Below are 19,454 nucleotides of genomic sequence, written 5' to 3'. Positions count from 1 at the left end.
GTGGCGGACGTTCGTCCGCCACGGTCCTTCCGTCATTCGGCCGCGCGCGACCCGCTGCTACGCGATCGATCCGGCGCGGGGTGCCTCGGCGTCGCGCTTCGGCAGCTTCCAGCCCGGGCGCACGAAGTGGCACGTGTAGCCGTTCGGGTAGCGCTCGAGGTAGTCCTGGTGCTCGGGCTCAGCCTCCCAGAACGGCCCGGCGGGGGAGACCTCGGTGGTCGCGGGTCCAGGCCACAGCCCCGAGGCGTCCACGTCGGCGATCGTGTCGCGAGCGACACGCTCCTGCTCGGGCGTCGTCGGGAAGATCGCCGAGCGGTAGCTCGTACCGATGTCATTGCCCTGGCGGTTCTTCGTCGACGGATCGTGGATCTGGAAGAAGAACTCGAGCAGGTCGCGGTAAGCCAGCTGCTCGGGATCGAAGACGATCTCGATCGCCTCGGCGTGGCTGCCGTGATTGCGATACGTCGCGTTCGGCACGTCGCCGCCCGTGTAGCCGACCCGGGTCGCGAGCACCCCGGGACGCTTACGGATGAGATCCTGCACGCCCCAGAAGCAGCCGCCGGCGAGGATCGCGGTCTCGGTTCGTGTGCTCATGGTGTGTCTCTCCTGGTCTCTCGATGGGCGAGGCGTCATACCCGCCCGAATGCCTCAACAACAAGGGGGTGGTTCGTGTTCCGCCGCACTCGATAGCCTGACACGGTGGAGGCACGGCAGGGGGATTCGTTCTGGCAGGCGCTGGTCCGCCGGGGTCAACGCGTGTGGGAGTGGGCGCTCCGGTTCACACTCGTGCAGGCGATCGTCCACTACTTCTCCCGCCACGGCCCGATGCTCGCCGACAGCGTGACGTATCGTGCGCTGTTCTCCGTGTTCGCGGGCGCCTTCCTCGGCTTCGCCGTCGCCGGGGTGTGGCTGGCCGGAAGGCCCGAGGCGATCGACGCCTTGATGAGGGCGATCGACGCCGTGATCCCCGGGCTCGTCGGCGAGGACGGCGTGATCACGCCCGAGCAGCTCGTCCAGCCCGTGACGCTGAGCGTCGCGGGAGTGCTGGCGCTCGTCGGACTCGTCGGCGCGGCGATCGGGGCGATCGGCTCGCTGCGCGTCGCCTTCCGTGATCTCGCCGAGCAGCCCGACGATCCGCGGTTCTTCGGCTGGCTGATGTTCCGCGACTTCGTGTTCGCGATCGGATTCGGTGCCGCGTTCGTCGTCGCGGCGGTCATCATGGTGGCCAGCACCGCAGCCCTGGGCACGGTGTTCGACTGGCTGGGGGTCTCGACGCGGTCGGGATGGTTCGACGGACTCACGCGCACCGTCTCGGTGCTGCTGGCCTTCGCGATCGACACCGCGGCGATCGCCGCCCTCTTCCGATTGCTCTCCGGCATCCGGGTCCGAGCCGGCTCGCTCTGGCGTGGTGCGCTCCTGGGCGGACTGGGCCTGACCGGGCTCCAAGTGCTCTCTGGGCTCTTCGTGGGGGGAGCGATGGTGAACCCCCTGCTCGCGTCGTTCACCGCCCTCATCGCCCTGCTGATCTGGCTGAATCTCTCGAGCCAGGTCATCCTGATCGCGGGCGCCTACATCGTCGCCGACCACAAGGTCGTCGAGTCCCGCCCGCGGAGCTGAAGCTGCTTCGGGCGGGCGAGCCGGCTCGGTCGCGGCTCAGATCGGGAACTCGCGCCCGGGCGGGACGATGGCGATCTCGACGTCGTCGCTCTCCTCGTCGATCTCGACATCGCCCTCGTGCTCATCGGCGTCGATCTCGATCGCCTCGGTGTCGTGCTCGGCGCTCACGGCCTCCGCGTCGTGGTCCCGCAGCGGAGCCGCGCGTGTGGCGTCCTCCGGCAGTTCGGAGTCGGTGTACTCGCCCTCGGCGGGTTCGCGGGGGCGCATCGGGTCGGTCATGACTGCTCCGATCTCTCGTCTCTTCCACGCTAGGTCGTGAGCTGCCCGCAGCAAGGGGGTTGACCTCTGCCGCCCAGCGGGCTCTGCCATCCGGACTGTCTCGACGCCGCAGGAGCCGTACCCCGTCCTCGACGAGCCGATCGCGGGCCATGCAGAATGGGGCGCATGCCCACCGTCGTCCACCTCGTCCGCTCCGTCGTCTCTCCGCTCACGCGCACCCGGTTGTTCCGCTGGGCGGCCCCGCGGGTCCTCCCGCCGATCGAGCGCCTGATCGGCTGGGTGAGCGGCGGGCGAGTGCAGTTGAGCGCACTCCTCGTGCCGTCGCTCGTCCTGCACACCACGGGCGCCCGATCGGGCGAACCGCGCGACACGGCGCTCATGTACACGCCCGACGGCCATGGCCGGGCGATCGTGGCGGGCACGAGCTTCGCGCGCGATCGCCACCCGGCGTGGACCTACAACCTCGTCGCGCACCCGGAGGCGTCGATCACCGTGCGGGGGCGACGGATGCCGGTGCGCGCGAGCCGCATCGACGACGAGGGGCGCGACGCGGCATGGGCGCGCATCGAGGCGCAGTGGCCGGGCTACCGGGCGTACGAGCGCGAATCGGGCCGAGTCGTACGTCTCTTTCTGCTGCAGCCGGTCGCGTACGAGGTGAACCCGAGCGTTCCTCGGCGTTGAGGCGTAGGCTGCACCGCATGTGCAGGAACATCCATCCCCTCCACAACTTCGAGCCGGTCGCCACCGACGACGAGGTGCATGCCGCCGCGCTGCAATTCGTGCGGAAGGTCAGCGGGTCGACGAAGCCGTCGAAGGCGAATGCCGAGGCGTTCGACCGCGCCGTGGCCGAGATCGCGCACATCACGAGGCACCTGCTCGACGAGCTCGTCACCAACGCCCCGCCGAAGAATCGCGACGTCGAGGCGGCGAAGGCGAGGGCGCGCGCTGCACGCAGGTACGAGTCGATTCCCGCCTGATGCCCGCACCGGGGCTGCGCTCCGTCGGTGCGAACCGGTAGCGTCGCAGCCATGGCCGGCGATGCGATCGAGCTCACTGTTCCCGGGCCCCACGGCGAACGCTCCGTGCGGGTCTCCAGTCCCACGCGGCTGATCTGGCCCGAGGCCGGCATCACGAAACGCGAGCTCGCCGAATACCTTGTGGCGGTCGGCGACGCGTTCATCGCGGCGAACGGCGACCGTCCGGTCTCGCTCCAGCGGTTCCCGGGCGGTGTCGACGGCGAGCAGTTCTTCTCGAAGAACCCGCCGAAGGGCGCCCCCGACTGGGTGCGCGCCGTGACGGTCACCTACCCGAGCGGCCGCAAGCACCCGCAGCTCGTGCTCGACGAGCCCGCCGCCGCCGTCTGGGCGGCACAGATGAACACCGTCGTCTTCCACCCGTGGGCGTCTCGCGCTGAGCGCAGCGACTTCCCCGACCAGTTGCGCATCGATCTCGATCCGCAACCCGGCACCGGCTTCGCCGAAGCGGTGCCGGTCGCCGTGGCGCTCCGAGACCTGCTCGGCGAGGTCGGACTGACGGCGTTCGTGAAGAGCTCGGGCAGCCGAGGCATCCACGTCTTCGCACCCATCGAACCCGAGCACGAGTTCCTCGACGTGCGGCACGCGGTGATCGCACTCGGCCGAGAGCTCGAACGGCGCCTGCCCGAACGGGTCACGACGAACTGGTGGAAGGAGGAGCGCGGCGACCGCATCTTCATCGACTACAACCAGGCCAACCGCGACCGCACGATGGCGGGCGCGTACAGCCCGCGCCCGCTGCCGCATGCCCCGGTGTCGTGCCCCCTCGAGTGGACCGAGCTCGAGCGCACGGACCCCGCCGAGCACACGATCCGCACGGTGCCGCGGCGTCTCGCGGAGCGGGGCGATCCCTGGGCGGGCATGCACGATGGGCCGGGTCGCATCGACACGCTGCTCGAATGGTGGCGGCGCGACCTCGACGACGGGCTCGGCGAGCTGCCCTTCCCGCCCGACTTCCCCAAGATGCCGGGCGAGCCGACTCGCGTGCAGCCGAGCCGGGCGAAGAAGGTCGACGACGAGTCATCCGGGTGACGGCCGGCGTACGCCGAGTGCGACCGCGGCCGAGTAGTCGGGGATCGCCCGCGCGGTCGTTCCGGGTGGAGCGCCGAGGCGGACGTCGTCGAGCACTGCCGTGATCGCGGCGAGCGATGCTCGGAACAGCAGTGATCCGGTGCTGATGCGGGCGACCCCGAGGGCGGCGAGGTCGCCGATCGCGCGCCCGGGTTGTGCGAGCACGTTGAGGGGCGCGGTGATCCCGGATGCGAGCGTCGCGATCGTGCCGTCGTCGAGGGTTCCCGGCACGAAGACGCCGGTCGCTCCGGCGTCGAGGTAGCGACGGGCCCGTTCGAGCGATGCCGACGTCCGCGCTCCGATGCCGTCGAGCGCGCCGACCCAGAACGCGTCGGTCCGCGCGTTCAAGTACAGCTCGGGCGCCGCAGCGGCGACGGCGGCCAGTTTGCGTGCGAACGCCACGGGCTCGGTCAGTCCCTGGGCCGTCGAGTCCTCGAGGTTGACGCCCACGACGCCCGCCCGGGCGAGTTCCGCGACGACGTCGCCGACGGCGACGGGATCGTCGGAGAACCCCGCTTCGAGGTCGACGGTGACGGCGATGCCGGCGGCCGTGATGCGGTGCGCGAGTTCGATCGTGGGTGCAAGGGTCGCACCCGCGCCATCGGGCTCGCCGGCGGCGACCGCCACGCCGAGGCTCGTCGTCCCGACCACCTCGGCGCCGTGCGCGGCGAGCGTGAGGGCCGACGCGAGGTCCCACGCGTTCGGCAGCAGCAACGGATCACCCGGGCGGTGCAGCTCGCGGAATCGTGCGGGGCTCAGCACTCCTGCTCCCGGAGAACGTCGACGACCGCCGCGGCCACGGCCACGGCGTGATCCCGCGCGGGGCAGCGCCGCGGACCGGCGCCGAAGGCCAGCGTTCGCGGCGGTGCACCCGCGGTGGCCTCGCGATCGGGGCCGCCGAACCGGAGCTCGACGAGATGCTCGGCCGAGCCATCGCCCGCCGGCGCGAGGCGGCGGGTGGCGGGGACGGGCGGCTCGTCGCGGAGCACCGCTGCGACGACGTGCTCGGTCGGAACGGCCGGCACCGCATCGGCGCGGCGCAGTGCCGCGGCGATGAGCCCGCCGGTCGCGGCGTGCGCCTGGACGAGCAACTGCGCGTCGAGCACCCGATGTCGTCCCGGCGCTGCTGCGCCGAGCAGTCGCTCGGCCGCGGCGTCCACGGCGGCCGCATCGTCGACGACCCCGGTCGCGTAGGGCGCCGCGACGATCGCCGCCGCGTCGGGCGGCGAAGCTGGGTCGGTGTGCCCGAGCGCGGCGGCGAGCGTCTCGACCGGGGCGCGACGGGCGACCTCGGCGCGGTCGACGCCGGCCGCGCGCGCGGCACGGGCGGACGCCGCGGCGGCTCGGGCGAGTCGCTCGGGATCGATCGCCGCCAGGCGGACGTCGATCAGGGCGCGTCGTTCGTCGTGCGTGCGGCCGTTCGCGAAACGGGACGCCTCGACGCGCAGCCGGGCGAAGGCGGAGTCGCCCGGCCCCGGCTCCGGCACGAGCCAGGCGGGGTCGTCGAGGATGCGGGCGACGTCGGATCGGTCATGGATGACTGGCATGCTCCGACGCTACGACGGCGATCGTTCGTCGTCGGGCGAAGCATCCTCGTCGTATCGTGGGGACATGGATGGCGACGCCGACCTCGCGAGCCCGGCCCGGTTGATGGGCGAACCGGCCCGGGCCGCCATGCTCGTCGCCCTGCTCGACGGGCGCGCGCTGCCCGCAGGCGAGCTCGCGGCGATCGCACGCGTGTCGGCGCCCACGGCGAGCGCGCATCTCGCCCGGCTCGTCGAGGGCGGCCTCGTGCGGGCGCGCGCGCTCGGTCGGCATCGCTACTTCGAGCTCGCTGGGGCCGATGTCGCCGACGCCATCGAGTCGTTGCAGCGGCTGGCGCCGCGGCGACCGGTCACCTCGTACGGCCAGTCCGCGACCGCACGACGGCTCGCCGAGGCCCGGACGTGCTACGACCACCTGGCCGGCCGGATCGCCCTCGGCATCGCGGACGCGCTCGTCGCCGAGGAGGCGATCACGCCGCTCGAGGCCGGGGGATCGGGCATGATCCTCGCGACCGACGGCCCCGTCGCGCGCCGACTGCGGCTCGAGGCGGCGCCCGCCCCCGGCCGTCGGCCGCCGGTGCGGGGCTGCCTCGACTGGACCGAGCGACGACCGCACCTCGCCGGCGCGCTCGGGGCGCACGTGCTCGAGGTCCTGCTCTCGGCGGGCTGGGTCGCGCGGGTGCCGGGCGACCGTTCGTTGCGCGTGAGCGACGAGCTCCGGGTGGCGTTCGAGTCCTGAGCGGCGCGGCTCCGCGGATCAGACCGCGATGTCGCGGGGCACGTGCGGCAACCGCGGCACCCCGTGCACCTCGCGGTGCAGGCGCTCCATGCGAGCGTCGAGCTCGGAAGCGGTGTGGGCCGCGTCGGTCAGCCCGTCGAGCAGCTCCTGCGGGACCTGGCGGTCGTACTTGTAGTAGATCTTGTGCTCGAGGCTCGCCCAGAAGTCCATCGCGATCGTGCGGATCTGCACCTCGACCGCGACGGGGTGCGGTCCCGTCGAGAGGAACACGGGCACCTCGACGATGACGTGCAGGCTCTGATAGCCGTTCGGCTTCGGCTCCTTGATGTAGTCCTTCACCTTGATCACCCGGATGTCGCGCTGCGCGGTGAGCAGCTCGAAGATGCGGTACGCGTCGGACACGAAGCTGCAGGTGACGCGGACGCCCGCGATGTCGGTGATCGTCTCGCGGATCGTGTCGAAGTTCGGCTCGATGCCCTTGCGCGCCATCTTCTCGATGACGCTGTCGAGGCTCTTCAACCGGCTCGAGATGTGCTCGATGGGGTTGTAGTCGTGCGTCTGGTTGAACTCCTCGCGCAGGATCGAGAGCTTCGTGATGACCTCGTCCATGCCGAACTTGTAGCGCAGCATGAACCGCTCGGTCTCGTCGCGGAGCGCCCGCATCTCGTCGAGGGTCTGGCCGTCGATGGTCTCGAGCGTGCGCTGGGCACGGGGCGTGAGCATGGCGGGGGCGTCTGGATGCCTCGTGGGACGAGTGCCGTCGAGCGGAGTCACGAGCACCACGCTAGGTGGCGAAGCTCTGGATTCGCTTTGATTCCCGGCCGCGTTCGCCCGCAGCGGAGCGCCGCCCGCCGCCGCGCCGTCGGCTGCCACCCGGCTGCGGCCGACGCTCAGACGACCGAGTCGAGGTAGGTCCAGCGGCCGTCGAGGCGGGCGAAACGGCTCGTCTCGTGCTGGCTGCCGCGCTCACCGTGGTGGCGGTAGTGGGCGGTGAACTCGACGAGTCCTTCCCGGTCGAACGGGCCGCCGTGCTCGGCGCGCTCGATCTCGAGTCGGAGCCACCGGATCGACGGGTCGAGCTCGAGCGCGGCCGGTCGAGTCGTGGGATGCCAGGTCTCGAGCAGGTAGGCCGCGGCGCCGATCACGAAGGCCGTGTAGCGCGAGCGCATGAGCTGTTCGGCGGTCGGCGCATGAGCCTCGCCGTCGATGAGACGTCCGCAGCACTCGCCGAACGGGAGTCCGCTGAGGCAGGGGCAGCGATCCTCCGCGGCGGGGGTGGGGAATTCGGCGTCGTCGGCTGGGAGCATCCTCCGAGTATCGCGCGTTTCGCGGGTGCACCCATGAAGCGCACAGGGAGAACTGAGGATCCGTCCAGAATCGGCAGGCAGGGTGTCTGACTTGTGCCCGTGCTCGGGGCCGCCCCCACGAACGAAAGCCGAATCCGAGCAGCTCAGATACTTATGCGCAACCAGACTTCCCCCAGCCCCGAAACCGAATCCGCAGACCCCACCCTCGACCGCCCGCGCCGTGCCGCCCGTCGTCACCGCGGCTCCCGCCGTCGCCTCATGGCCGTCGGCGCGGTGTTCGGCGTCGCGCTCGTCGTCGGCACCGGCTTCACCGTGCAGGCCGCCGTGAGCGCCCAGGAGCGGATCGATGCGACGACCGCCCTGACCGAGGCGACCGGCGTGCACCGCGACCAGCTCGGCGCCTACAGCGCCATCGCCGCAGCCCGCACCCGCGCGACCGCCGAGGACACCCTCTCGACGGCGAGCGCGACGCTCGCCGCCGTCGACGGCAAGACCGACACGTCGGAGCTCGCCGCCTCGGTCGCCTCGCTCGGCGACTACGAACTGCTGCCGGTGGACGAGCTCGCCGACCTCACCGCCGAAACGCGTGACGAGGTCGCGAAGGCGACCGCGGCCGCAGCCGAGTACGACCGCGTGCAGGCCGAGAAGGCGAAGGCCGCCGCCGAGGCGCTCGCCCGTGCGAACACGCCGGACGGCGCCCGCGCGACGGCCCGCTCGATGGCGTCGAGCACGTACGGCTGGGGCGACGGCGAGTTCCAGTGCCTCGACCAGTTGTGGCAGAAGGAGTCGGGCTGGTCGTACACGGCCATGAACGGCTCGAGCGGTGCCACCGGCATCCCGCAGGCGCTGCCGGGCAGCAAGATGGCCACGATGGGCGCCGACTGGCAGACGAACGCGGCGACGCAGATCGCCTGGGGCCTCGACTACATCTCGCGGTCGTACGGCTCGCCGTGCAGCGCCTGGTCGCACTCGCAGGCCGTCAACTGGTACTGAGTCCGCAGTCGCGCGTGCCGTGACCCGGCTCAGCCGCGCTCGACGAGCGGGGTGAAGGCCGCGAGTTCGGGACCGAGCCCGAGGTCGACGACGTGCAGCTCGCCGGCGAGGTCGGCGCCGGGCTCGATGAGCAGCCCCGCCTTCGCCGCGCCGAACGTGACCGTGACGGTCGCCGGCAGCACGGTCGGGTCGGGCACGCTGCCGTCGTCGGGGTCGATGCCGCTCGGCAGGTCGACGGCGACGACCTCGGGGCCGGGCACCCGGGCGAGCACGGGCAGGATGGCGGCGACGAGCTCGCGGGCCCGCCCGCGCAGCGCGGGGTCGGCGCTCGTCCCGGTCCCCAGTACCCCGTCGACGATCAGGGATGCCTCGCCGGCACGTGCGGCGACGATCGACGCGTCGGCGCCGTCGAGCACCCGGGCGCCCGCCGTGACGGCTGCGGATCGTGCCGCGTCGTGCATGCGCGACCCGGTGGGGACGATCTCGACCGCGACTCCCTCTGCGGCGAGCTCGGCGGCCGCGTAGACGGCATCGCCGCCGTTGTCGCCCGATCCCGCGAGCACGAGCACGAGCGGCGAGCGCTCGGCCCGGCCGGCGAGTCGAGCGCGCAGGACCCCGGCGAGCGCCGCGGCCGCGCGGAGCATGAGCGGCTCGCCTCGTGCGAGGTGCGGCGCCTCTGCGGCGCGGACCTGTGCGGCGCTGTAGCCCGCGACCATCAGCCGAGCCGCGGATCGAGCAGGCCGCGCCGGTCGGGATGCCGGTCGAACCACTCCGAGACGTACCAGCAGCTGGGCACGATGTGCCGGTTCGAGCCCGCCTCGACGTCGTCGACCGCGAACGCGACGACCTCGGAGGCCAGGCCCGAGCCGCGGTACGCCGGATTCGTGAACGTCCGCGTGAAGGCCACGGCGTCGCCGAGCACCCGGTAGTCGAGCACGCTCGCGATCGTGCCGTCGACCCGCAGGACATAGCGACGCGCGTCGGGTTCGTGGGTGAGTTCCTTGTGCACGAGCGACAGGCTACGCCCGGACCCGCGCTCGTGCGGCAGCGGCACCGGCCGTTCGCGCTCCGCGGCGTCGGCGGCCGGTCATCGCCCGCGCAGTCGATCGAGGTCGCGCCGCTCGCGTTTGGTCGGTCGGCCCGCGCCGCGGTCGCGCACGATCGTCGCCGGGAGCTCCGCCCGCGGGGGAGGCGGCGGGGTGCGGTCCTCGGCCGCCTCGGCGGCGAGCGGTGCGGAGACGCGCTTCGCGATCGTGCGGCGCACGATCAGCTGCCGGTCGAATCCCGCGATGCGCACCCGCACCTCGTCGCCGGCGCGTACGGCTTGGGCGGCCTTCACCCGCTCGCCGTTGACGCGCACATGCCCGGCACGGCATGCGGCCGTCGCCGCCGAGCGGGTCTTGTACTGGCGCACCGCCCACAACCATGCGTCGATGCGCACCGGTCGCTGGTCGTCCATCGCTCCAGCCTACGGCCGCCGCGCCTCGCAGACCCGCCGGCATGCGTCATGCTGGAGGGGTGACGGGTTCGAGCGGAGACGCGTGGGTCGAGGGGCCGGGTGGCGTCCGCTACTGGGGGCGATACGGCGCGGCCGGACTGCTCGCCGTGAGTCCCGCGGGCGAGGTGCTGCTCCAGCACCGGGCGGAGTGGAGCCACTTCGGCGGAACCTGGGGCATCCCCGGCGGCGCGCTGCACGCGGACGAGGCAGCCGTCGACGCCGCGATCCGCGAGGCCGGCGAGGAGGCCGGCGTACCGCCCGAGGCGCTCTCGGTGCGCTTCACGAGCATCCTCGACCTCGGATTCTGGTCGTACACGACCGTCGTCGCCGACGCGCTCGTGCGCTTCGAACCGGTCGTGAGCGACCCCGAGAGCATCGAGCTCCGGTGGGTGCCCATCGACGCGGTCGCGAGCCGGCCGCTCCACCCTCGATTCGCCGAAGCGTGGCCCGACCTCGCCGCGCGGCTCTGAAGCGGGACATCCGGCGCCCGATAGGATCGGTGCGTGGCTGGGGAGCGCGGGGGAGCCGTCGGTTCGGAGATCTGGACGATCCCGAACATCCTGAGCATGCTCAGGCTGGCCCTCGTGCCCGTCTTCCTGGTGTGCCTGGTCATCGGCGACAACGTCCTCGCGCTCGTGGTGCTCGTCGTCGCGAGCCTCACCGATCTGGCCGACGGGTATCTCGCCCGGCGCCTCGACCAGGTGACCCGGCTCGGACAGCTGCTCGATCCGGCCGCCGACCGCCTCTACATCTTCGCCGCGCTCATCGGGCTCGCAGCCCAGCAGCTCGTGCCCTGGTGGATCGTCGTGGTGATCGTGGCCCGTGACGTCTTCCTGCTGGTGCTCGGGGTGGTGCTCGCGAACCACGGCTTCGGACCGCTGCCGGTGCACCAGCTCGGCAAGGTCGCGACGTTCGCCCTGTTCTTCGGCCTGCCGGTGATCATGCTCGGGGCGGCATTCCCCGCCGTCGCCCCGGTCAGCGAACCCGTCGGCTGGGCGATCACCCTGTGGGGCGCGTTCCTCTACTGGTGGGCGGGTGTCATCTACGCGATCGAGACCGCACGGGTCATCCGTATTCCACGGGTGGCAGGCGACTCGCGATCCGATACGCTGGAAGAGGGAGGTTAGCCGTGGCGGATACCGACAACACACAGGCCGACGGGGCGGGCGAGGCCGAGTTCGAGCATGCGCACACCTCGTCGCAGCCGGTGGCCGACAACGCCGTCGACTCGACGATGGGGTTCAGCCGTGAAGCGGCGGCCCAGCTCGGCGCGGTCGACGCCGACATCTCGGCTGAGGAGCACGAGGCCATTGCGGCGCTGCCGTCGGGCTCGGCGCTGCTCGTCGTGCGGCGCGGCCCGAACACGGGTGCGAGGTTCCTGCTCGACACCGATGTCACGGTCGTGGGGCGTCATCCCGACGCCGACATCTTCCTCGACGATGTCACGGTGTCGCGCAAGCACGCCGAGTTCGTGCGGCATCGCACCGCGTTCGAAGTCAAGGACCTGAGTTCGCTGAACGGCACCTACTTCGACGGCGTGCGCATCGAGACGGCGCTGCTGTCCGACGGCGCCGAGGTGCAGATCGGCAAGTTCCGCCTCACCTTCTACGCCTCCCGGCGCGACCTGGCTCCGGTCGCGAGCGAGTAGTGGCCGGCACCGCGGCGTCGAGGCACGCGAGCGACCAGGCGCCACTGCTCGGCATCGGCCAGGTGCTCGCGCGACTCCAGCCCGAGTTCCCCGAGCTGACGCCGTCGAAGCTGCGGTTCCTCGAAGAGCAGCGCCTCGTGTCACCGGCGCGAACGGCGGCCGGGTACCGCAAGTTCTCGTCCGCCGACGTCGAGCGCATCACCGTCGTGCTGTCCATGCAGCGCGACCACTATCTCCCGCTCAAGGTCATCCGCGCGCACCTCGAGGCGATCGACGCCGGTGAGACGCCGGCACTCCCCGGTGCCGCGAGCGCTTCCGGATTCCTCGCCGCGAAGCGCATGAACCGGGCCGAGCTGATCACCGCGGCCGGTGCGAGTGCGGCGCTCCTCGACGACGCGGTCTCGGCGTCGGTGCTTCCGGCGGCAGAGCACTACGCCGAGGATTCGCTCGGTGTGCTGCGCGCCCTCGTCGCGCTGCGCGAGGTCGGAATCGAGCCCCGTCACCTGCGCGGCGTGCGTGCCGCGGCCGAGCGCGAGGCGGCGCTCATCGAGCGTGCGATCGCGCCGTCCCGCCGGGCCGACGCCGCGGGCAAGGCCCGCGCCGGCGAGCGGGGGCGCGAACTCGCGACCGCGCTCGAGACGGTTCATTCGAGCATCCTGCGGGCGTCGCTCGAACGCCTGTCCAGATGATCGCGCGACACGCCGTGACGATCGGCCCGATATGTTTGGCGCGGACCCCTCGCCTCGGTAGCGTGGAACTCGCGTCGCCGAGGTGGCGGAGCAGAAGTGAGGGGCGAATCGATGAGTGAGACCGTGCGCTCGCGTTACGACCTCGGCCTGCTGTTCACCGACGGGATGCCCGAGTACGAGGACGGCACCGGTTATCGCGGTGCGATCGCCGCCCGGGCCGCCGGAATCAGCTACCGCCAGCTCGACTACTGGGCGCGCACGCAGCTCGTCGAGCCGACCGTGCGAGGGGCGGCGGGTTCCGGCTCGCAGCGGCTCTACGGCTTCCGCGACATCCTCGTCCTGAAGCTCGTGAAGCGCCTGCTCGACACGGGCATCTCGCTGCAGCAGATCCGAACCGCGGTCACGCAGTTGCGCGAGGCCGGCGTCGAAGACCTCGCGCAGACGACGCTCATGAGCGACGGCGCGAGCGTCTACCTCTGCACCTCCGACGACGAGGTCATCGATCTCGTGAACCGCGGACAGGGCGTCTTCGGCATCGCCGTCGGCAAGGTGCTCCGCGAGGTCGAGTCGACGCTCGTCGAGCTCGACACGCAGCCGTCCGATCCGATGGACGAGCTCGCGGCGCGCCGCGGCGCGAAGTCGCGCAAGATCTCCTGAGGCCATCGCCCGGCCGGGCGATGTCACACGGCGTCATACTCGGGGCCCGCTCGGCGGGTGCCGCGGCAAGTCGTCGAGCGGTCAGATCGCGTGCGACTCGACGGCGAGCTGATCGTCGGCGTCGTCGGCGATCCGGGCCGTGCGCAGCACTCGGTCGAGCAGCTGGTCGAAGTTCGCCGACATCTCCTCCGCGCTTTCGCCCGGCCACATGTGCAGCGGCTTCGCGGCGCCCTGCGCCTGCTGCAGCGAGGTGCGCTCGGGCAGCTGCGGGCTCAGCACGAGCGGGCCGAACATGTCCCGCAGCTCCTTGATGCGGAACTGGTGCTCGAGCGACTGCACGCGAGCGCGGTTGACGATGATGCCGAGCGGCTGCAGCCGGGGGGAGAGACCGCGGCGGATCTCCTCGATGGCGCGCAGCGCACGGTCGGCGGCCGCGACCGAGAAGAGGCCGGGCTCGGTGACGACGGCGACGCGGTCGCTCGCGGCCCAGGCGGTGCGGGTGAGGGCGTTGAGCGAGGGGGCGCAGTCGATGAGCACGAGCTCGTAGTCGGCCTCGACGTTGGCGAGCGCCTCCTCGAGCTTCCAGATGTCGCGGATCGACGGGTGCGGCCCGTCGAAGTTGATCGCAGACGGGCTGCCGATCATGACGTCGATGGTCGATTGGGGGTTCTGACGCGCCCAGCCGCTCGGCGCGATCGCCGAGCGGACGATCTTCTCCTTCGGAGACGCGAGCACGTCGGCGACGTTCAGGTGACCGGCGACTTGGATGTCCATGCCGGTCGAAACATCGGACTGGGGATCGAGGTCGACGACGAGGGTACGGACGCCGCGAGCGAAGGCCGCCGACGCCAGTCCGAGCGTGACAGTGGTCTTGCCGACGCCGCCTTTCAGGGAGCTGACGGAGAGAACGTGCACGAACAGATACGTTACCTTTAGTGCTCGGGCGATACCTAAACGTTCGCTGTGCGGATTCCGTTCGGAAAGGCTTGCATGTTCACGAAGATCCTGGTTGCCAATCGCGGTGAGATCGCCATCCGTGCGTTCCGCGCCGCCGTCGAACTCGGTGCGAAGACGGTCGCGGTGTATCCGTTCGAAGACCGCAACTCGCTGCACCGGCTGAAGGCCGACGAGGCGTACCAGATCGGCGAACCCGGGCACCCGGTTCGCGCCTACCTCGACGTGTCGGAGATCATCCGCGTCGCGAGGGAGTCGGGCGCCGACGCGATCTACCCGGGCTACGGCTTCCTGTCCGAGAACCCCGAGCTCGCCCAGGCCGCGGCCGAGGCCGGCATCGCCTTCATCGGCCCGCCGAAGCACGTGCTCGAGATGGCCGGCAACAAGGTCACGGCGAAGGAGCACGCGATCGCCGCCGGCGTCCCGGTGTTGAAGTCGACGCCGCCCTCGCGCGACATCGAGACGCTCGTCGGCCAGGCCGACGAGATCGGCTTCCCCATCTTCGCGAAGGCCGTCGCGGGCGGTGGCGGTCGCGGTATGCGCCGGGTCGACTCGAAAGACGACCTGCGCGCCGCGCTCGAAGAGGCGATGCGCGAGGCCGACAGCGCCTTCGGCGACCCCACCATGTTCCTCGAGCAGGCCGTGCTTCGTCCCCGTCACATCGAGGTGCAGGTGCTCGCAGACTCGACGGGCGAGACGGTGCACCTCTTCGAGCGCGACTGCTCGGTGCAGCGCCGCCACCAGAAGGTCATCGAGATCGCCCCCGCGCCGAATCTCTCCGACGACGTCCGCCAGTCGCTCTACCGCGACGCGATCGCGTTCGCGAGGTCGATCGGCTATGTCAACGCCGGCACCGTCGAGTTCCTGCTCGACACCGCGGGCGAGCGGGCCGGGCAGCACGTCTTCATCGAGATGAACCCGCGCATCCAGGTCGAGCACACCGTGACCGAGGAGGTCACCGATGTCGACCTCGTCGTCTCGCAGATGCGCATCGCGGCGGGGGAGACCCTCGCCGAGCTGGGCCTCGAGCAGGGAGCGATCAGGCTCCGCGGCGCCGCGCTCCAGTGCCGCATCACCACGGAAGACCCGACGGCCGGCTTCCGCCCCGACACGGGGAAGATCACCACCTACCGCTCGCCCGGCGGCGCCGGCATCCGCCTCGACGGCGGCACCATCAACCCGGGCGCACAGATCAGCCCGCACTTCGACTCGATGCTCGCCAAGCTCACCTGCCGAGGCCGCGACTACACCGCCGCCGTCGCGCGTGCGAAGCGTGCACTGGCCGAGTTCCGCATCCGCGGCGTCTCCACGAACATCCCGTTCCTCCAGGCGGTGCTCGAAGACCCGGCGTTCGTGGCCGGCGACCTCAGCACGTCGTTCATCGACGAGCGCCCCCAGCTGCTGCGCGGGCGCGTCTCGAAGGACCGCGGCACGAAGATCCTCAACTGGCTCGCCGACGTCACGGTCAACCAGCCGAACGGCCCCGCGCCGATCAGCGTGAGCCCGGTCGAGAAGCTCCCCGAGATCGACCTCTCGCAGCCCGCACCCGACGGCTCGCGCCAGCGGCTGCTCGAGCTGGGGCCGGCGGGCTTCGCGGCCGCGCTCCGCGCGCAGACGCCGCTCGCGGTCACCGAGACCACCTTCCGCGACGCCCACCAGTCGCTGCTTGCGACGCGGGTTCGCACGAAGGACCTCGTCGCCGTCGCGCCGTACGTCGCCCGGCTCACCCCCGAGCTGCTGTCGGTCGAGGCCTGGGGCGGCGCGACCTACGACGTCGCCCTCCGCTTCCTCGGCGAGGACCCGTGGGAGCGCCTCGCCGCCCTGCGGGAGGCGCTGCCGAACATCAACATCCAGATGCTGCTCCGCGGTCGCAACACGGTCGGCTACACCCCGTACCCGACCGAGGTCACCGACGCGTTCGTGCGCGAGGCCGCCGCGACCGGTGTCGACATCTTCCGCATCTTCGATGCGCTGAACGACGTCTCGCAGATGCGGCCGGCGATCGACGCCGTCCTCGAGACGGGTCACAGCCTCGCCGAGGTCGCGCTCTGCTACACGGGCGACCTGCTCGACCCGAGCGAAGACCTCTACACGCTCGACTACTACCTCCGGCTCGCCGACGACATCGTCGGCGCGGGTGCGCACGTGCTCGCGATCAAGGACATGGCGGGACTGCTCCGTCCGTCGGCCGCGGCGAAGCTCGTCAGCGCCCTGCGCGAGCGCTTCGACGTCCCCGTGCACCTGCACACGCACGACACCGCCGGCGGCCAGCTCGCGACGCTCCTCGCCGCAAGCGCTGCAGGCGTCGACGCGGTCGACGTGGCCAGCGCGCCGATGGCGGGCACCACGAGCCAGCCCTCCGCCTCGTCGCTCGTCGCGGCACTCGCGCACACCGAGCGCGACACGGGCATCTCGCTCGACGCCGTGAGCGACCTCGAGCCGTACTGGGAGGCGGTCCGCCGCCTGTACAAGCCGTTCGAGTCGGGCCTGCCCGGCCCCACCGGCCGCGTCTACCACCACGAGATCCCGGGCGGCCAGCTGTCGAACCTCCGCCAGCAGGCGATCGCCCTCGGCCTCGCCGATGACTTCGAGCTCATCGAGGACATGTACGCGGCCGCCGACAAGATCCTCGGCCGGGTGCCGAAGGTCACTCCCTCGTCGAAGGTGGTCGGCGATCTCGCGCTGCACCTCGCCGCGGTCAAGGCCGACCCCGCCGACTTCGCCGTGAATCCCGACAAGTACGACGTGCCCGACTCGGTCATCGGCTTCATGGCGGGCGAACTCGGCGACCTGCCCGGCGGCTGGCCCGAGCCGTTCCGCACGAAGGTGCTCGCCGGGCGCGACATCCGCATCGGCGTGACCGAGCTCACGGCCGACCAGCGCGCGGCGCTCGAAGCCGACAGTGCCACGCGTCGCGCGACCCTGAACGCCCTGCTCTTCCCGGCGCCGACCCGCCAGTTCGAGCAGATCCGCGAGCTCTTCGGCGACCTCTCGGTCGTCGACACCGCCGACTACCTGTACGGCCTGCGTGCCGGCTCCGAGCACGTGGTCGAGATCGCGAAGGGCGTCCGGCTCTACGCGGGGCTCGAAGCGATCGGCGAGGCCGACGACAAGGGCATGCGCACCGTCATGACGATCCTCAACGGCCAGCTCCGCCCCGTGTTCGTCCGCGACCGCAGCATCACCGTCGAGACGCGAACGGCCGAGAAGGCGGATGCCTCGCAGCCGGGCCAGATCGCCGCGCCGTTCTCCGGCGTGGTGACGCTTCAGGTGGAGCCGGGCGCCGAGATCGCCGCGGGTCAGAGCGTCGCGTCGATCGAGGCCATGAAGATGGAGGCGGCCATCACCTCGCCGATCGCGGGCGTCGTGGAGCGCGTCGCCGTGCCCAAGACCCAGCAGGTGGAGGCGGGTGATCTGCTCGTCGTCGTGCGCGCACGCTAGGCTTGGCGTGGATTGGCACTGATGAGGAGGGGTATCGGTGGCTGACGAGACGCATGATCCGGGTCCGGTTGGCCGACGTGGCGTCGGTGTACGCACCGGCCCCGTCGACCGCATCCCGGTGTCGGGGTCGACCGGTGCGCACGCCGCGCGCCCCGATCTCGACCTGAGGGTCGACCTGCCGCCGGCGCCGGTGCACGAGGTGCCCGAAGACGAGGTCGCGGTGGCGATCGACGACGTGTCGGTGAATCCGGGCGCCATCGCGTCGGCCGACACCGGCACCCGGTCCGTCCCGATCCTCGCGACCGGCCTCCCGGCCGGGCGAGGCGCCGTGCACCGCGAGGCGTCGCCGTACAGCGCGCTGCTCGCCGCCGATGCGACGAAGCGCGCGCGAGACACCGAGCTCGACCACATCGCGCCCGCGAGCGGCGACGTCGCGATGGCCGAGAGTCCCGAGCCGGGCGCGCCGACCGAGGTTCCCGAGACGCCCGACTCGCTGACACCCGATCGCCTGATCGACGTGAACCGCACCACCCGGCCCGCGCCCGAAGGCGGACTCAATCGGTTCCTGTACGAGGCATCCCTGCACCTCGTGAATCTCGGCGACTCCGCCAAGGTCCGCGCGCACAAGGCGATGAACCAGCGCATCCAGAAGCGCTTCGAGGGCGGCGCGCGGTTCGTGCCCGTGCTCACCCGCAAGGGCGGTGTCGGCAAGACGACCATCACCGCGCTCCTCGGCATGGCCCTCGCCGACGCCCGTGACGACCGCGTCATCGCGATCGACGCGAACCCCGACCGCGGCACGCTCGCCGAGCGGGTCGACCGCCAGACCCGCGAGACGGTGCGCGACGTGGTCGCGAAGGCCTCGTCGATCGGTGGGTACACCGACTTCTCGAGATTCGTCTCGCGCGACGAGACCCGTCTCGACATCCTCGCATCGGACACCGATCCGACCCTCTCCGAGGCGTTCGACGACAACGACTACAACGTGGTCGCCGGGCTCGCAGCCCGGTACTACTCGATCGTCCTGACCGACTGCGGCACGGGCATCGTGCACTCGGTGATGCGGGCGACGCTGCAGCGCGCCGACTCGATCGTCATCGTCTCCGGCGGCAGCGTCGACGAGGCGCGGCTCGCCTCCGAGACGCTCACCTGGCTCGAGGCGAACGGCTACGGCGAACTCGTCCGCAACGCGGTCGTCGCGATCAACCTCGCCACGCAGGGCACCCACCTCGTCAAGGTCGACGAGATCGAGGCTCATTTCCAGTCGCGTGTGCGCGAGATCGTGCGCATTCCGTACGACCCCCAGCTCGCGGCCGGCTCGGTCGTGAACTGGCACCAGTTGCGCCCCGTCACCCGCGATGCGGCGCGCGAACTCGCCGCCCTCGTGGTGGAAGGCCTGCCCGCCGACCGCGGGCACTGATCGGAGAACATTGCCAGAGCGTCCCATCCGCCTGTTCGGCGACCCCGTCCTCAAGACCGTCTCAGCCCCCGTCGAACAGGTCGACGATCGCGTGCGCGCGCTCGTCGCCGACCTCGTCGACAGCGTGAAGCTGCCCGGGCGGGCCGGCGTCGCGGCATCCCAGATCGGCGTGAACCTGCGCGCCTTCAGCTACAACGTCGACGGCGAGGTCGGGTACATCCTGAATCCCGAGATCGTCGAGGTGTCGGGTGAGAAGGAGCTCATCGACGAGGGATGCCTCTCGGTGCCCGGACTCTGGCACAAGACGCCTCGCCACCCCTACGCGAAGGTGCGCGGCATCGACCTCGACGGCAACGAGCTCGTGCTCGAGGGCACCGGTCTCATGGCGCAGGCGCTGCAGCACGAGACCGATCACCTCGACGGACTGCTCTACCTCGACCGGCTCGAGAACGACGAGCGTCGCGCGGCGATGAAGGAGATCCGCGAGTCCGACTGGTTCTGACGATCGACGTCGCGCCGAGGCATCCGTCGTGGGGCCTCGTGCCGGTCGGCCCGAACACGAC

General features: G+C 71.4%; 24 protein-coding genes. 14 read left to right on the top strand and 10 right to left on the bottom strand.

Features of this window, described 5'->3' with window-relative positions; all coding sequences use genetic code 11:
* Positions 1–57 precede the first annotated feature (57 nt).
* Positions 58–633 carry a peptide-methionine (S)-S-oxide reductase MsrA gene (gene msrA, locus ACWGPE_RS17255; protein WP_374201125.1) on the bottom strand — a complete coding sequence of 192 codons (576 nt, stop codon included), beginning with the start codon at positions 631–633 and terminating at the stop codon, positions 58–60.
* Between the two features lie 66 nt (positions 634–699).
* On the opposite strand from msrA, the gene ACWGPE_RS17250 reads away from it, so the two are divergent.
* Complete coding sequence (locus ACWGPE_RS17250) at positions 700–1,617, top strand: YihY/virulence factor BrkB family protein (RefSeq protein ID WP_275505902.1); 918 nt, start codon at positions 700–702, stop codon at positions 1,615–1,617.
* A 36-nt stretch (positions 1,618–1,653) separates the two neighbouring features.
* On the opposite strand, the gene ACWGPE_RS17245 is transcribed toward ACWGPE_RS17250, so the two are convergent.
* Positions 1,654–1,896 (bottom strand): hypothetical protein, encoded by a 243-nt coding sequence (locus ACWGPE_RS17245; protein WP_452049151.1) that lies wholly within the window; start codon positions 1,894–1,896, stop codon positions 1,654–1,656.
* Positions 1,897–2,061: 165 nt separating this feature from the next.
* Here ACWGPE_RS17245 and ACWGPE_RS17240 point away from each other — a divergent pair, with 165 nt between their 5' ends.
* The 3 genes from ACWGPE_RS17240 to ligD are packed head-to-tail and all read left to right on the top strand — an operon-like array spanning position 2,062 to position 3,962.
* Positions 2,062–2,577, top strand: a complete 516-nt coding sequence (locus tag ACWGPE_RS17240) for a nitroreductase family deazaflavin-dependent oxidoreductase (RefSeq protein WP_275505901.1) — start codon at positions 2,062–2,064, stop codon at positions 2,575–2,577.
* 17 nt (positions 2,578–2,594) lie between these two features.
* Entirely contained in the window at positions 2,595–2,873 is a 279-nt protein-coding gene (locus tag ACWGPE_RS17235; protein ID WP_231431231.1) for a DUF2277 domain-containing protein, read from the top strand.
* Between the two features lie 51 nt (positions 2,874–2,924).
* Entirely contained in the window at positions 2,925–3,962 is a 1,038-nt protein-coding gene (gene ligD / locus ACWGPE_RS17230) for a non-homologous end-joining DNA ligase (protein ID WP_275505900.1), read from the top strand.
* On the opposite strand, the gene ACWGPE_RS17225 is transcribed toward ligD, so the two are convergent.
* Both ACWGPE_RS17225 and ACWGPE_RS17220 read right to left on the bottom strand, forming a co-directional pair.
* Complete coding sequence (locus ACWGPE_RS17225) at positions 3,951–4,763, bottom strand: isocitrate lyase/PEP mutase family protein (RefSeq protein ID WP_452049150.1); 813 nt, start codon at positions 4,761–4,763, stop codon at positions 3,951–3,953. The two genes, ligD and ACWGPE_RS17225, sit on opposite strands and share 12 nt — an antisense overlap.
* Complete coding sequence (locus tag ACWGPE_RS17220) at positions 4,757–5,548, bottom strand: hypothetical protein (RefSeq protein ID WP_452049149.1); 792 nt, start codon at positions 5,546–5,548, stop codon at positions 4,757–4,759. The genes ACWGPE_RS17225 and ACWGPE_RS17220 overlap by 7 nt, the downstream gene beginning before the upstream one ends.
* Before the next feature lie 64 nt (positions 5,549–5,612).
* Between ACWGPE_RS17220 and ACWGPE_RS17215 the strand changes: the two genes are divergently transcribed.
* Positions 5,613–6,284, top strand: a complete 672-nt coding sequence (locus ACWGPE_RS17215; RefSeq protein WP_231431227.1) for an ArsR/SmtB family transcription factor — start codon at positions 5,613–5,615, stop codon at positions 6,282–6,284.
* A gap of 18 nt (positions 6,285–6,302) precedes the next feature.
* On the opposite strand, the gene ACWGPE_RS17210 is transcribed toward ACWGPE_RS17215, so the two are convergent.
* The gene (locus ACWGPE_RS17210) at positions 6,303–6,947 is read right to left on the bottom strand and encodes a GTP pyrophosphokinase (RefSeq protein ID WP_376930426.1); all 645 of its coding nucleotides are present in this window, start codon (positions 6,945–6,947) and stop codon (positions 6,303–6,305) included.
* A gap of 227 nt (positions 6,948–7,174) precedes the next feature.
* On the bottom strand, positions 7,175–7,591 hold the full coding sequence (locus ACWGPE_RS17205; RefSeq protein ID WP_275505896.1) for a YchJ family protein: 417 nt from the start codon (positions 7,589–7,591) through the stop codon (positions 7,175–7,177).
* 258 nt (positions 7,592–7,849) lie between these two features.
* Between ACWGPE_RS17205 and ACWGPE_RS17200 the strand changes: the two genes are divergently transcribed.
* A complete protein-coding gene (locus tag ACWGPE_RS17200) occupies positions 7,850–8,584 on the top strand; it encodes an aggregation-promoting factor C-terminal-like domain-containing protein (protein ID WP_231431225.1) in 735 nt (244 codons plus the stop codon).
* A gap of 29 nt (positions 8,585–8,613) precedes the next feature.
* Here the strand turns inward: ACWGPE_RS17200 and ACWGPE_RS17195 are convergent, their stop codons facing one another.
* The 3 genes from ACWGPE_RS17195 to ACWGPE_RS17185 form a co-directional block, all read right to left on the bottom strand.
* Positions 8,614–9,300, bottom strand: coding sequence for an NAD(P)H-hydrate epimerase (locus tag ACWGPE_RS17195; RefSeq protein WP_231431224.1), 687 nt, complete (start codon positions 9,298–9,300; stop codon positions 8,614–8,616).
* Complete coding sequence (locus ACWGPE_RS17190; RefSeq protein WP_231431223.1) at positions 9,300–9,593, bottom strand: GNAT family N-acetyltransferase; 294 nt, start codon at positions 9,591–9,593, stop codon at positions 9,300–9,302. The genes ACWGPE_RS17195 and ACWGPE_RS17190 overlap by 1 nt, the downstream gene beginning before the upstream one ends.
* Before the next feature lie 78 nt (positions 9,594–9,671).
* Positions 9,672–10,043: an RNA-binding S4 domain-containing protein gene (locus ACWGPE_RS17185; RefSeq protein ID WP_231431222.1), complete on the bottom strand. Its 372-nt coding sequence runs from the start codon at positions 10,041–10,043 to the stop codon at positions 9,672–9,674.
* A 59-nt stretch (positions 10,044–10,102) separates the two neighbouring features.
* Between ACWGPE_RS17185 and ACWGPE_RS17180 the strand changes: the two genes are divergently transcribed.
* The 5 genes from ACWGPE_RS17180 to ACWGPE_RS17160 all read left to right on the top strand — a co-directional run bounded on the left by ACWGPE_RS17180 (position 10,103) and on the right by ACWGPE_RS17160 (position 13,076).
* A complete protein-coding gene (locus ACWGPE_RS17180) occupies positions 10,103–10,552 on the top strand; it encodes an NUDIX domain-containing protein (protein ID WP_231431221.1) in 450 nt (149 codons plus the stop codon).
* Between the two features lie 33 nt (positions 10,553–10,585).
* On the top strand, positions 10,586–11,209 hold the full coding sequence (locus ACWGPE_RS17175; protein ID WP_275505894.1) for a CDP-alcohol phosphatidyltransferase family protein: 624 nt from the start codon (positions 10,586–10,588) through the stop codon (positions 11,207–11,209).
* A gap of 107 nt (positions 11,210–11,316) precedes the next feature.
* Positions 11,317–11,730 carry an FHA domain-containing protein gene (locus ACWGPE_RS17170; protein ID WP_231432343.1) on the top strand — a complete coding sequence of 138 codons (414 nt, stop codon included), beginning with the start codon at positions 11,317–11,319 and terminating at the stop codon, positions 11,728–11,730.
* Entirely contained in the window at positions 11,730–12,419 is a 690-nt protein-coding gene (gene ftsR, locus ACWGPE_RS17165; RefSeq protein WP_275505893.1) for a transcriptional regulator FtsR, read from the top strand. Before ACWGPE_RS17170 ends, ftsR begins: the two co-directional genes overlap by 1 nt.
* Positions 12,420–12,530: 111 nt before the next feature.
* The gene (locus ACWGPE_RS17160; protein ID WP_304504451.1) at positions 12,531–13,076 is read left to right on the top strand and encodes a MerR family transcriptional regulator; all 546 of its coding nucleotides are present in this window, start codon (positions 12,531–12,533) and stop codon (positions 13,074–13,076) included.
* An 81-nt stretch (positions 13,077–13,157) separates the two neighbouring features.
* Here the strand turns inward: ACWGPE_RS17160 and ACWGPE_RS17155 are convergent, their stop codons facing one another.
* A complete protein-coding gene (locus tag ACWGPE_RS17155; protein WP_231431219.1) occupies positions 13,158–13,991 on the bottom strand; it encodes a ParA family protein in 834 nt (277 codons plus the stop codon).
* A gap of 75 nt (positions 13,992–14,066) precedes the next feature.
* On the opposite strand from ACWGPE_RS17155, the gene ACWGPE_RS17150 reads away from it, so the two are divergent.
* The 3 genes from ACWGPE_RS17150 to def are packed head-to-tail and all read left to right on the top strand — an operon-like array spanning position 14,067 to position 19,393.
* Positions 14,067–17,471, top strand: coding sequence for a pyruvate carboxylase (locus ACWGPE_RS17150; protein ID WP_452049148.1), 3,405 nt, complete (start codon positions 14,067–14,069; stop codon positions 17,469–17,471).
* A 37-nt stretch (positions 17,472–17,508) separates the two neighbouring features.
* A complete protein-coding gene (locus tag ACWGPE_RS17145; RefSeq protein WP_374201124.1) occupies positions 17,509–18,891 on the top strand; it encodes a MinD/ParA family ATP-binding protein in 1,383 nt (460 codons plus the stop codon).
* A gap of 10 nt (positions 18,892–18,901) precedes the next feature.
* Positions 18,902–19,393 carry a peptide deformylase gene (gene def, locus ACWGPE_RS17140; protein ID WP_231431217.1) on the top strand — a complete coding sequence of 164 codons (492 nt, stop codon included), beginning with the start codon at positions 18,902–18,904 and terminating at the stop codon, positions 19,391–19,393.
* Positions 19,394–19,454 lie beyond the last annotated feature (61 nt).

Source organism: Agromyces sp. NPDC055658 (genome assembly GCF_053618155.1).
This window is presented reverse-complemented; position numbering and strand designations above follow the sequence as displayed.